Origin of the sequence: Burkholderia sp. MSMB1835, from assembly GCF_001526365.1 — a bacterium.
Taxonomy (GTDB): Bacteria; Pseudomonadota; Gammaproteobacteria; order Burkholderiales; family Burkholderiaceae; genus Burkholderia.
Window position 1 is genome coordinate 400,952 of record NZ_LOYP01000042.1, and the last position, 11,528, is coordinate 412,479.

Below are 11,528 nucleotides of genomic sequence, written 5' to 3' on the forward strand. Positions count from 1 at the left end.
TTTCGTTCGAAACCCTTGCCTATGTACGAATTGTCCGTTACGGCGTCTGACGGAAAGAAGCTGCGCGCGCTTCATGGCGATTGGCTTGAAACTAATCCGTTCCTGACGTTGATACTTCCGTTCGGGCTTCGTGTCGATGCCGCCCGAACGCTTTGCTCGCTGTTGGCGAGTGAATTCAACGTGGTCACCTGGCAAGGGCGCTCGCTATGCGATCAGCCTCCCGGTCCGCACGAGAGTGGATTGACGCCCGAGGCGCATGTGCGAGACATGTGTTCGGTGCTGGACGCGCTCGGTGTGCGCAAGACGGGGGTTGTCGGATTTTGCTCGGGCGCCGGCATCGCACTTGTAGCCGCGACCATCGAGGGGAGTCGAATCGATCGCCTTGCGCTGGTTTGCGGAGAGTACATGCTCAGTCCCGCGGTGTGCCCGCAATCGAATTTTCAAAGGGAGGTCGACAGTCTGTTGCCGTTGGCGGCGGAAGGTATCAACTACGCGGCCGCCTTATGCGAGAAGCTCGCAGCGAGCCGCGTGCGTGCGTCATCCAGGACCGAATTCGATGACGAGGTACGCATGCCGTTTTCGTCGGCGGCGCGTCTGTACCGCCACGGGCTGAACTACCTATCCTATCGCGGTACCGACTTCATGGCGCTGGCCGGCGGCGTACCGCACCCGACGCGCCTGATCTCGACCGATCGCGACGAGCAGGTCAGTGCCGCCAGTTCGCAGGTCATTGCCGCGCTGTTGCGCAACGCCGAGCAACACCTCGTGGTGCCGGGAGACCACTACGAAATCCTGCGGGGAAGGAACGCCGTGAACGATTCTATCGTCGAGTTCTTCGGCGGCAGGGGGGCAGCATGACGGTGTGCGTCCCGATTCACTTCAGGGCGCTCGGTGATCCGAGCGTCCGTTTTGTGTCGATCCAGCGGGGTGGGAGATGAGCATACTCGAGCGATTCGGACAGATGGTCCGGCGTCATGCCACGCACACGGCGCTTGCCGCAGACAGCGCGCGGTATACCTACGCGAAACTCGACGAGCTTTCCGATCTGTTGGCGGCTCGCCTCGTCCGGTCGGGCGTTCTCGCGGGCTCGCCCGTTGTGCTGCTTCTGCCGCGTTCGCCCGGCGCGGTGATCGCGATGATCGGTGTGTTGAAGGCCGGCGCCTACTATGTGCCGGTCGACCCGGCCGGCCCGGCAGCGGTGCTGAACGAGCATCTGCAGGAACTCGGCGCACGCGTTGCACTGACGTTGTCCGAGAACGTCGCGCACTTGAAGTTCGATTCGGATCTCGCACGCATCGCGCTTGTCGAGATCGGTCGGGACGGGGTTCTGCCGGCCCGGAACGATGATGCCGGAATGATCGCACTCGCGCAGCCGGCGACGCCGATCTCCGTGGCCTATGCAATGTTCACCTCGGGCAGCACCGGCAAGCCCAAAGGCGTGCTGGTGCCGCATCAGGCAATTCAGCGCCTGGTCGTCGAAACGAACTACATCGCGCTGAATTCGCGCGATCGCGTCCTGCAGATGGCGCCGATTACGTTTGACGCATCGACATTCGAAATATGGGGGGCATTGCTCAACGGCGCGACGCTGGTGATCGAGGAATCGCCCGTGCTCGATCTGAACGCGATGGGCCGCCTCGTGCGCGAAGAACGCGTCACGGTCATGTGGTTGACGGCTGCGCTTTTCCATCTCGTGGTTCGCAACCGGCTCACGTTGCTGTCGGGACTTCGCGTGCTTCTGGCGGGCGGCGATGTGCTTCAGCCCGAATCGGTCAGGCGCGTGCTCGGCGCCTTTCCGTCGCTGACAGTCATCAATGGATACGGGCCGACCGAAAACACGACGTTCACCTGTTGCCACGTGATGACGGCTGCTACGCCACCGGGAGCAACGGTACCCATCGGCACACCGATCACGGGGACGACGGTGCGCGTCCTCGACGGGAGCGGTCAACCGGTACGCCGGGGCGAGGCGGGTGAACTGTATACGGGAGGGGTCGGCCTCGCACTCGGCTATCTGAACGATCCGGAGAAAACCAGCGCGGCCTTCGTCGACGATCCGCACTGCGAGGGGAGCAAGCTGTATCGAACGGGCGATCTCGTGCTGGAAGGCCCTGACGGCGCCTATGAATTCATCGGCCGCCTCGACAGGCAAGTGAAGATCCGCGGTTATCGCGTATCGATAGAACAAGTGCAGCAGGTTCTCGCGACGGCCGATGGCGTCGAGGACGCGGTTGTCGAGATCGGCCGCGACGAACTGGGAGAAAAGCGCCTCGTCGCGTTTGTGCAGTCATCGCAGGAACCCGCCAAGGTGCGGGTGAGCGTTCGGGAGCACCTCGGGCAGCGTCTGGCGAGCTACATGATTCCCGACATTATCGAAGTGCAGGTCGCACTGCCGTTGACCGTCAATGGCAAGGTCAACAGAAAGAAACTGATGAGTTCGCAGGAGAACCGTAACACTGGAGAGGAACATGAGCGAATCGTTGCAATTCAAGGAATCCATTCGGAAACGGCTGACCGGGCTATTGAAAGATCGCGAGATCGGTGACGACGACGACTTCTTCGACCTGGGCGCCAGCTCGCTGTCGATCGTCGAACTGCAAGTCAAGATCGAAGAGGACCTAGGTGTAACCGTACCCACGGCCAAGCTGATGCTGGCGCCGACGTTGTCCGGCTGGACAGAACTTTATCGAGCGGCAGCCGCGGTTGCGGCGGTCGTAGAGAAATAGCACCAAGTGATTCAACCGTGAGGATCGACATGACGCAGTTTTCACTGACTCCAGACGAACTCGCCCAATTCCGTGCTCAGGGCTTCTTTGGACCGTTTCGCGTGTATTCGCCCGAAGAGGCGCGCAAACGCTACCGAGTAATTCGAGCGGAGCTTTTCGACAGGGAACACGCCATCTACGATCTGCCGGCGACGAGTCCTATCGCCAATTATGATCGCCACCTCGATGTGAACCTGCTCAGCGAGCATATCTGCAAGCGCGAGATCGTCGAACGCGTCGCTAGCATGCTGGGCCCGGACTTGTTGTGTTGGCGATCGGAGATGTTTCCGAAGTATCCCGGCGACGAGGGGACGGACTGGCATCAAGCCGACACGTTCGCGCATGCATCGGGCGCGCCGCAGATCGTCTGGCCAGGTGAGAGCCGGTTCGGCGGGGCGATTACCGCCTGGACTGCGTTTACCGACGCGACCGAGGAGAATGGTTGTCTCCGCTTCATTCCCGGCACGCACGAAGAGATGTTCTACGACGAGTCGAAGAAGATGGCCTACGACGTTTCGAAGATCAACACCCAGGAGAAGGACGGGATCAAGCGCGGATTTTTCGGTTACGACTACCGTTCTCTCCAGAAGGATCCGTCGTGGAAGCCGGACGAATCGCAGGCGGTGTCGCTGACGATGCAGGCAGGGGAGTGCGTGATCTTCTGGTCCACGCTCATGCATTCGTCATTTCCGAATACAACGACCGATACGACACGACTCGGATATGCGAGTCGCTACGTTCCGACCGGTGTGAAGGTGTATCCGGATACGAATGTGGTCGAGGAGTACGGCAGCTCCATTTCGCTCGACAAGTATGGCGTCGTGCTGGTATCGGGCCAGGACCATTACGGGCACAACAAGCGTGTCCACAGCAATGTGAGAGGGCGGCCGTTCGATTTCGACAACCGCGGCTGACTGTCCGATACGAGCGATATCCGGATCGTCACCGTCCGCGAACGGCGCGATGATGGTGGCGATCCGATTCACGCGATGGAGTGAACATGCAAGCAACCAGGGCACTCGTGAAGCGCCTTTTCTCCGAAGCGCTCGGTGTTGAGCACGTCGCTTCCGATGCGGATTTTTTCGTGCTCGGTGGCGGATCGCTTGCGGCAGCGGTGCTGGTGACGAAGATCGAGCAGGCGTGCGGCATCGAAGTATCGCTGCTGGACTTCATGAATCATGCAACGGTCGATGGTTTCGCCGGTATCGTTGAACAGCGCCTGAGCAACGTCGCATGAACCGTGCCGCCTGCTCATCGAACACCATGGACGTGACGCGCGGCGTGTTCGACGCGAACGGCGTCGAGATCCATTACCTGCGGCAAGGCAGCGGCCCTTTGGTCATCTGCTCGCACGGCTTTCCCGACCATGCCGGCTCCTTCCTGCCCTTGGTCGCCGAACTGGCGGAAGCAGGGTTCACAGCGGTCGCGCCGTATTTGCGTGGCTACGCGCCGTCGAGCGCCGCTCCGCCGGATCAGTACCACACCTGCTACATGGCGTGTGACCTGAAAGCGTTGATCGACGAGCTTGGTTTCGAACAAGCAATTCTGGTCGGGCACGACTGGGGGGCGCAAGCGTCCATCGCAGCGGCCATTCTGTTTCCGGAGCGGGTCGCCAAGCTCGTCGCGCTTGGATGGAGTCGTCCTGACGCGGCACAGCGATTGCACTACGACTACCTGAAGGGAATTTGGCATACGTTCTTTTTTCAATCGCCATCAGCCGAGCAGGTGCTGGCCCATGACGATTTTGCTTTCATCGAGGCGTGGTGGCGCGACGCATCCAGAAACTGGGACGTGCCGCGGGACACGATCGAATCGGTCAAGGCCACTTTTCGCCAGCCGGGCGTGCTCGAGGCGGCGCTTGCTCAATACCGCTGCCGTCATGTCGAGTTGCGTGACCCGGAGCGCCGTGACCAGCAGGCACGCATTGCCGCCGGGCCGGTAACCGTGCCGACGCTTCTGATGCATGGTACCCACGACCGCGAAGGACGCCTCGAAGCATTTACGGGCGACGGCGTGCCGGCGTATTTTTCCGCGGCACTGACGCGCGAGATCGTCGAGGGAGCGGGGCATTTCCTTCACCTTGAAAAGTCGGGCGACGTGAATCAATCGATTATCGATTTCATTGTGGCGCCATCATGAACCGGATTCATTTGTCGGATATCCACGTGGATGATTTCGCAGAGCAGGACATCATCCCGTGTCTTGACTACTGGTATCGCTCGCCCTCGACCCTCATGGAGTCGATGAACGTCGACGTCGGCAAGTTGCCGAGCGAGCAACGCATGCGGGAGTTGCTGACGATTCTGGTGCAGCGGGCACACGGCGGCATTGCACGTGCACCGATCTTGGCGATTCGCCACATGGGCGATGCGATCGGCGTCCACGAACTGACGCACCTCGAACCGGGACTCAGTGCCATCATGCACGCCCATATCTGGCAGGCCCGCTACCGTGGCATCGGCATCGGATCGGTGTCGTATCTGGCGGCCATGCGCATCTTTTTCGATCGATTCGATTTACAAAGCATCCGCTTCGAGACGCCGGCCGACAATGCGTCGGCACAAGCCGTCAAAAGCAAGCTCGGGATCGCGCCGCAGGGCGAAGGCGTCATTGACATGCCGATGCTTCGCAATCCCGTGAAAACGGTCAGCTATCGCGTGTTGCGCCACGAACTGGACGGCATCGCGGAGTTCATCAAATCGACAGCGGGCTGACCACGATTCGCCGCCAGCGTTCGCTGTCACTGGAGCACCATTGCCAATATCCGTCAGGAGAATCCCATGTCGTTTGCTCTCGCATCAGGAATCGACCAATTTAAGCCACTTGCGGTCGCTGCGTACATTCTCGCGCTGTCGATTACGCCAGGGCCGAATAACGTCATGCTGGCCGCGTCGGGCGCGAACTTCGGATTCGTGCGCACGTTACCCCATTTGCTCGGCATTACGGTGGGTGCAACCGTTCTGGTGGTGTTGAGCGCGACGGGGCTCGGCGTCGTGTTCATCGAGTATCCGGCCGCAAGACTGGCATTGTTCGTCGTCGGCGCCCTCTATCTGGCGTACCTCGCCTACAAGATCGCGAACGCAGGGCGGCCTGCCGCCAAAGACGCGGAGACGAAGCCGTTTTCGTTCATTCAGGCCGCCATGTTCCAGTTCGTCAATCCGAAGACGTGGCTGATGGCCGCGAACCTGATCATTCTGTTTTCGGTCGACGGCCAAGGCTTCGTTTCGTCGGTGATCGGGATCTGCATATTAATGGTCGTGATCAATTTTCCCGCCGTGTCGGCGTGGGCGGCACTGGGCGTCGGGATGCAGGCTCTGCTGCAAACCGAGCGTGCGCGGGTGATCTACAACCGCTCGATGGCGCTGCTGCTGCTCGCATGCGTGCCGTTGCTGTTCTGGAAATAGGCCCGATCGAGTATGCCCGCCATGCCGGAAATCACCACGCTTCCCCGTGGCCTCGTGTCCTTCTCCACCAACGGGCACCCGGACGCACGGATTTTCTGTTTGCCCTACGCGGGCGGCAGTGCTTCGGTCTTCGCCGGCTGGCAGAGTGCGTTGCCGGCGAATTTCGAGGTGTGCGCGATCGAATTGCCAGGGCGCGGCAGCCGGTTTTCCGAAGCCGCGCTGACGCACATGGATGTGGTCGTCGACGAACTGGTTCGCATCGTCGGCGACTGTCCACCCGCGCCGTTCGCGTTGTTTGGCCATAGCATGGGGGCCGTCGTTGCGTTGGAGCTGGCACGTCGGCTCGTCGACCAGGGGTGCCGTCCGATCGCACTTGTCGCGTCGGCATGCGCCGCGCCACACCTGCCGATTCGACGCGAGCACGTACTGCATCTGCTGCCGCGCGATGCGTTGATCGATGCGTTGATACGTCTCGACGGGTTGCCGGCAGTCGCGCGCGAGCGCAGGGACTTCCTCGACACCTTCATGCCGACCATTCGTGCGGACCTGCAGTGCAGGGAAACATGGCGGAGCACGCCGCGAGATCTTGGCATACCTGTTCACGTGCTGACCGGCACGAACGACGCGCTGGTATCGGAAACGGACGCGCTGGCCTGGCAGGTGTTCACGTCTGTCGAGTTTTCGATACGATGCTTCGACGGCGGACATTTCTTTATCCATTCGGCAATGCTGACCGTACTGGATCATCTGGCCGCGATCGTCCGGCGCTCATTGGCGGCTCGTCGCGACAACCTGATGTCGCCGGTTTGCAGCGCGTATGCCACGGATAACGACAGAGGTACGAAGTGAGTCATTTCGAGAATTGGCAGATCCGCAAGCCCGCGGTTTCGGCATCGGGCGGCATCGTCGTCAGCCAGCACTACAAGGCATCGAACATCGGCGCAGCGGTGCTGGAGGACGGCGGCAACGCCATCGATGCCGCGATAGCCGCGAGTTTCGCAATCGGGGTGCTCGAGCCCTGGCAAAGCGGGCTGGGCGGCGTCGGGCATATGGTCGTCTCGCCGGCCGACGGAACCGCATTCAGCATCGACTTCGCGGCGCGGGCTCCGTTGGCGCTCGAAGCCGAAGACTATCGCCTGACCGGCGAGCCCGCGCGGGGCATGTTCGGGTGGCCCGCGGTAATCGACGACCGAAATCTCGAAGGCCCGTTTTCGATCGGTGTCCCGGGGCAGGTCGCCGGCATGACGCTGGCGCATCGCGAATTCGGCTCGCTGCCTTGGCGGCGGCTACTGGAGCCGGCGGTTCGCTGCGCCCGGGAGGGACTCGAGGTCGATTGGTATCTGACGTTGAAGATCGCGTCCGTCGCCGCCGGGCTGGCACGTTATCCGGCGAGCAATGCATGTTATTTGCGGGATGGGCATGCGCCCGCGTCGGACTGGTCGGGCGCGGCGTCGCGCATCCTGCTCGAGGATCAGGCCGCCACGCTGGAGCTGCTTGCCGAGTGCGGCGGCGACGACTTTTACCGGGGCGAGCTTGCCCGCCGGATTGCCGCCGGGTTCGCGACCGTGGGGTCGCGCCTGAGCCTTGACGATCTCGCCGCCTATCGCGCCGAAATCGCGCCGATTGAAGCGCTGCACTACCGTGATGCAGATATCCTGACTTCATCGGCGCTCACGGCAGGGCCGGCGCTGGCGCGCGCGCTATCGCTGTTCGCGGGGCAATCGGCCGTCGACGGGGTTACACGCCCGGACGCGCGATTCTTCTCGCGAATTGCAGACGCGCTGACGCAGACCTATGCCGAGCGTATCGACGGCACGGCGCCCGCCGACGACGCACGACGCGGGACGTGCACGACGCATATCAGCGTTGTCGACCGGCACGGCAACGCGGTAGCGTTGACGCAAACGCTCTTGTCGATGTTCGGCTCGAAAGTGACCTTGCCGCATACGGGTATCGTCATGAACAATGCGATCATGTGGTTCGATCCGCGACCGGGGAAAGCCAACTCGATCAAGCCCGGTGCGGTGCCGCTGTCGAACATGTGCCCGACGGTGATCAAGCGCGCGACGGGTGACGTGCTTGCGCTCGGCGCATCCGGCGGCCGGCGGATAATGCCGGCCGTTATGCAGCTCATTTCGTATCTGATCGATTGCGGGATGTCAATTGAGGACGCAATTCATTTCCCGCGCCTGGATGTGAGCGGCGACCCGTGGGTGACGTTGGATGAGCGACTCGACGCATCCGTTTCGCATGCGATCGGCGCGACGCGCGAAGTCCGGCGTGCCGCTAACCTGATTGCTCCCAATTTGTTCGGGTGCCCTAATGTTGTCCTGCGCGATGCAGGAATCCGGCAGCTGACTGGGGGAGCGTTCGTCTCGTCTCCGTGGTCAGCGGCGGTAGCAGAGCGTGACGCACGTTGAGGCTGCCGCGATCCAGTTCACGACCGATCACACCATGCACGAAGATTTCAACTATCTGACCAGTATCCTGAATGCCCCCGTCTACGACGTGGCCGTCAAGACGCCGCTCGAATGCCTGTCCCGGCTCTCCGAACGTTTCGATCGTCGCATATTGCTCAAGCGGGAGGACATGCAGCCGAGTTTCAGTTTCAAGGTACGGGGCGCGTATACGCTCATGGCGCGGCTGTCCGGCGAGGTGCTGGCCCGCGGGGTGGTGACCGCCTCCGCCGGCAATCATGCGCAAGGCGTGGCGCTCGCGGCGCACACGCTCGGCTGCAATGCGCGAGTGTTCATGCCCCACACGACGCCCGAGATCAAGATACAAGCCGTCAAGCGCTATGGCGCCGAGGTGGTGCTGTACGGCGACAATTTTGACGATGCCTGCGATGCTGCGCTGGCCGACGCACGCGATCGCAAGAGTACGTTCGTGCCGCCTTTCGATCATCCGCACGTGATTGCAGGCCAAGGTACCGTTGGGATGGAAATTCTCCAGCAGACGACCCGGCTTGACGCGATTTTCGTACCGATCGGCGGCGGCGGGCTGGCCGCCGGCATTTGCGCGTACGTCAAGCGGGTGAAGCCGCAGATCAGGATTTTCGGCGTGGAGCCGAACGACGCCGACAGCATGTATGAGGCTCTGGAGGGTGGCGCACCGGTGCGGCTGGCACACGTGGGCCGTTTTTGCGACGGTGTGGCAGTACGTCAGGTCGGGGCGTACAGCTTCGAGTTGTGCAAGCAGTATCTCGACGGCATCGTGCGGGTAGACAACGACGAAGTCTGCGCGGCGATCAAGGACGTTTTTATCGATACGCGCTCGATTCTCGAGCCGTCGGGCGCCCTCGCACTCGCCGGATTGAAGGCCTGGCAATCGCGCGAGCAGCAGGGCGCGACACTGGTTGCCATTGCATCCGGGGCCAACATGAATTTCGATCAGCTGCGCTATATCGCCGAGCGTTCGGCGGTCGGTGAAAACAGGGAGGCGCGTTTCGCCGTCTCGATCGCGGAGCGTCCCGGAAGCTTTCGCGCACTCATCGAGCGGCTCGGCGATTGTGTGGTGACTGCATTCGACTACCGCCGCACGACAGGGGAGGACGCACAGGTGTTTGTCGGCGTGCAGACGCCGAGTGCCGGAGGGGCGCGAAAGATCGTGCAGGACCTGGAGGCAGCTGGCTACCAGGCTACAGATCTCGGCGGGAGTACGTTATGGCGAGCCCATGCGCATCAACTCGTCGGCGCAGACGCGTTCCGCCTCGAGAACGAGAAACTTTTTCAGGTGATGTTTCCGGAGCGCCGCGGCGCCTTGCTGGAGTTTCTGCGGACACTCGCGGATGCGTGGGATATCAGCCTGTTTCACTATCGTAACGAGGGGTTCGACTACGGGCGCGTACTGATCGGGATTCGCTGCGGCCGCGCCGATGCGGATCGCCTGTCCGATGCATTGGAGGCGACGAAGTTCGAGTTCAGCGAGCAAGCCGATGCGTCGTCGTATCTGGCGTCGCTTCATGGCGAACGACGTTGAGAAGGCTGGTCACTACCGCGGGCGAGGCTACGTTGGATACTCATCAATTGATGACGATGTGTTTTTACGCGGTGCTGGTGTTGATCGTGCCAGGGCCGACGAACACGCTGCTGTTTTCATCGGGAATTAGCATGGGGCTGGCGCGAACACTGCCGCTCGTGCTTGCGGAGGCGACAGGCTACGTCGTCGCCATCTCCATTTGGGGGATTGCGCTGCTGGCATTCGCGGCGCAGCATCCTCAAGTTTTGAGCCTGATCAAGGTAGCCTGTGCATCGTACTTGCTGCTGTTGGCCGCAAAAATGTGGACGCGGGGCAGACTGGAAGAAGATCGACGTCCGAAGGCGGTGACGCGGTGGAATCTGTTCATCGCGACTCTGTTGAATCCCAAGGCCTTTCTGCTTGCCAGCACGGCGTTTCCGCTTAAGGCGTTTCATGATGCCAATAGCGGTGCCGTCGCGTTCTGTGTGTTTCTGCTGATCCTCATGCCCATCGGGACCGGCTGGGCGAGCCTGGGGCGCGTGATCAGCATACTGGCATCCGGCCCGCGACATATCACGGCGCTGCTGCGTTCCGCATCGGTCCTGCTGGTTCTGTTTTCCGGGACGCTGTTGTATTCGCTCGTCAAATGAACTGTCTGCGGCTGTGCTGCCCGCCGTGAAAGCGGTTCTTTTTTCATGGTGAGTCATCCGGTCGATGAGGGCCGGCTGAGCCGGTCCGCGAAGCAACGCACGGGCGGCGCGCGTGCGGTCGCGGAGTCGAACTGACGTGCTTACGGCGGCTTCAAGTCTGGGTGTCGATGGATGGCGCCGCGAGGACGAGATGATGTGAGTTTCAAGCGGCCGGGAAGGATCGAGATCGGTTGATCCGCACCGAGCCGGTCAGCATGGTGTCTGAAATGGAAAAGGGGTTACACGTTTTTGACGTGTAACCCCTTGTAGCCGAGGCGAACGAACTCGAACCCCCGACCCGCCGTCCGGCCTTGCCGCGCTTTGACGGAATCGCATGCGTATGGTCTGCCCTCTTCGTGAACAGGTGGTGGGCAGGGAAATTGCCGGGGCGCACTGACGCCTCCGTCCGCGGTCGTCCATTCCCATACCGTCACCGTCTCGTCATCGGGTGGCCGCGACGTTGCCTTCTCGAACGTGAAGACTGGCTTGTCGATCCCGATTGCGCTGTTTGATCGGGGCTTCGCCGTTATCGATTTGTTTGCGCTTGCGCTTGCGCATCGCAGGCGCTTTCTCATGCGCGTCGGCGATAGAGATTTCGGGGCGGGCGTCTAGGGCGGCGTTACGTCTCGTGCCGGTTACGGGGCTGGTGAAGCGCAGGTCCATTTGCAGCTCGGCCGGATCGCGGCCAGCAGTAGCCCTGTCACGTTTCCGTC

13 protein-coding genes are annotated in these 11,528 nt (G+C 61.7%); 12 read left to right on the top strand and 1 reads right to left on the bottom strand.

Annotated features, from left to right (window positions below):
- Nucleotides 1-21 precede the first annotated feature (21 nt).
- The 12 genes from WS96_RS18050 (at nucleotide 22) to WS96_RS18105 (ending at nucleotide 10,776) form a co-directional block, all read left to right on the top strand.
- Complete coding sequence (locus WS96_RS18050) at nucleotides 22-858, top strand: alpha/beta fold hydrolase (protein WP_059834263.1); 837 nt, start codon at nucleotides 22-24, stop codon at nucleotides 856-858.
- A 76-nt stretch (nucleotides 859-934) separates the two neighbouring features.
- Nucleotides 935-2,545, top strand: a complete 1,611-nt coding sequence (locus tag WS96_RS18055; protein WP_059834265.1) for an amino acid adenylation domain-containing protein — start codon at nucleotides 935-937, stop codon at nucleotides 2,543-2,545.
- Nucleotides 2,469-2,726: an acyl carrier protein gene (locus tag WS96_RS18060; RefSeq protein ID WP_257128014.1), complete on the top strand. Its 258-nt coding sequence runs from the start codon at nucleotides 2,469-2,471 to the stop codon at nucleotides 2,724-2,726. Before WS96_RS18055 ends, WS96_RS18060 begins: the two co-directional genes overlap by 77 nt.
- Before the next feature lie 29 nt (nucleotides 2,727-2,755).
- On the top strand, nucleotides 2,756-3,679 hold the full coding sequence (locus WS96_RS18065; RefSeq protein WP_059834267.1) for a chlorinating enzyme: 924 nt from the start codon (nucleotides 2,756-2,758) through the stop codon (nucleotides 3,677-3,679).
- An 86-nt stretch (nucleotides 3,680-3,765) separates the two neighbouring features.
- On the top strand, nucleotides 3,766-4,002 hold the full coding sequence (locus WS96_RS18070; protein WP_059834269.1) for a phosphopantetheine-binding protein: 237 nt from the start codon (nucleotides 3,766-3,768) through the stop codon (nucleotides 4,000-4,002).
- Nucleotides 3,999-4,904, top strand: a complete 906-nt coding sequence (locus WS96_RS18075) for an alpha/beta fold hydrolase (protein ID WP_059834271.1) — start codon at nucleotides 3,999-4,001, stop codon at nucleotides 4,902-4,904. The genes WS96_RS18070 and WS96_RS18075 overlap by 4 nt, the downstream gene beginning before the upstream one ends.
- Nucleotides 4,901-5,479 carry a GNAT family N-acetyltransferase gene (locus WS96_RS18080; protein WP_059834273.1) on the top strand — a complete coding sequence of 193 codons (579 nt, stop codon included), beginning with the start codon at nucleotides 4,901-4,903 and terminating at the stop codon, nucleotides 5,477-5,479. The genes WS96_RS18075 and WS96_RS18080 overlap by 4 nt, the downstream gene beginning before the upstream one ends.
- 66 nt (nucleotides 5,480-5,545) lie before the next feature.
- Nucleotides 5,546-6,169 carry a LysE family translocator gene (locus WS96_RS18085; protein WP_052100175.1) on the top strand — a complete coding sequence of 208 codons (624 nt, stop codon included), beginning with the start codon at nucleotides 5,546-5,548 and terminating at the stop codon, nucleotides 6,167-6,169.
- A 21-nt stretch (nucleotides 6,170-6,190) separates the two neighbouring features.
- Nucleotides 6,191-7,018, top strand: a complete 828-nt coding sequence (locus tag WS96_RS18090) for a thioesterase II family protein (RefSeq protein WP_257128015.1) — start codon at nucleotides 6,191-6,193, stop codon at nucleotides 7,016-7,018.
- The gene (locus WS96_RS18095; RefSeq protein ID WP_059834277.1) at nucleotides 7,015-8,589 is read left to right on the top strand and encodes a gamma-glutamyltransferase family protein; all 1,575 of its coding nucleotides are present in this window, start codon (nucleotides 7,015-7,017) and stop codon (nucleotides 8,587-8,589) included. Before WS96_RS18090 ends, WS96_RS18095 begins: the two co-directional genes overlap by 4 nt.
- Before the next feature lie 34 nt (nucleotides 8,590-8,623).
- On the top strand, nucleotides 8,624-10,147 hold the full coding sequence (gene ilvA, locus WS96_RS18100; RefSeq protein WP_059834535.1) for a threonine ammonia-lyase, biosynthetic: 1,524 nt from the start codon (nucleotides 8,624-8,626) through the stop codon (nucleotides 10,145-10,147).
- 50 nt (nucleotides 10,148-10,197) lie between these two features.
- Entirely contained in the window at nucleotides 10,198-10,776 is a 579-nt protein-coding gene (locus tag WS96_RS18105) for a LysE family translocator (RefSeq protein ID WP_059834279.1), read from the top strand.
- Between the two features lie 480 nt (nucleotides 10,777-11,256).
- Here the strand turns inward: WS96_RS18105 and WS96_RS33745 are convergent, their stop codons facing one another.
- A complete protein-coding gene (locus tag WS96_RS33745) occupies nucleotides 11,257-11,478 on the bottom strand; it encodes a hypothetical protein (protein WP_156443660.1) in 222 nt (73 codons plus the stop codon).
- Nucleotides 11,479-11,528 lie beyond the last annotated feature (50 nt).

Excerpts from the sequence above, each read along its gene's own strand:
- WS96_RS18050 (WP_059834263.1), top strand. The coding sequence starts at position 22 with ATGTACGAATTGTCCGTTACGGCGTCTGACGGAAAGAAGCTGCGCGCG.
- WS96_RS18055 (WP_059834265.1), top strand. The coding sequence starts at position 935 with ATGAGCATACTCGAGCGATTCGGACAGATGGTCCGGCGTCATGCCACG.
- WS96_RS18060 (WP_257128014.1), top strand. The coding sequence starts at position 2,469 with ATGAGCGAATCGTTGCAATTCAAGGAATCCATTCGGAAACGGCTGACC.
- WS96_RS18065 (WP_059834267.1), top strand. The coding sequence starts at position 2,756 with ATGACGCAGTTTTCACTGACTCCAGACGAACTCGCCCAATTCCGTGCT.
- WS96_RS18070 (WP_059834269.1), top strand. The coding sequence starts at position 3,766 with ATGCAAGCAACCAGGGCACTCGTGAAGCGCCTTTTCTCCGAAGCGCTC.
- WS96_RS18075 (WP_059834271.1), top strand. The coding sequence starts at position 3,999 with ATGAACCGTGCCGCCTGCTCATCGAACACCATGGACGTGACGCGCGGC.
- WS96_RS18080 (WP_059834273.1), top strand. The coding sequence starts at position 4,901 with ATGAACCGGATTCATTTGTCGGATATCCACGTGGATGATTTCGCAGAG.
- WS96_RS18085 (WP_052100175.1), top strand. The coding sequence starts at position 5,546 with ATGTCGTTTGCTCTCGCATCAGGAATCGACCAATTTAAGCCACTTGCG.
- WS96_RS18090 (WP_257128015.1), top strand. The coding sequence starts at position 6,191 with ATGCCGGAAATCACCACGCTTCCCCGTGGCCTCGTGTCCTTCTCCACC.
- ilvA (WP_059834535.1), top strand. The coding sequence starts at position 8,624 with ATGCACGAAGATTTCAACTATCTGACCAGTATCCTGAATGCCCCCGTC.
- WS96_RS18105 (WP_059834279.1), top strand. The coding sequence starts at position 10,198 with ATGACGATGTGTTTTTACGCGGTGCTGGTGTTGATCGTGCCAGGGCCG.
- WS96_RS33745 (WP_156443660.1), bottom strand. The coding sequence starts at position 11,478 with ATGGACCTGCGCTTCACCAGCCCCGTAACCGGCACGAGACGTAACGCC.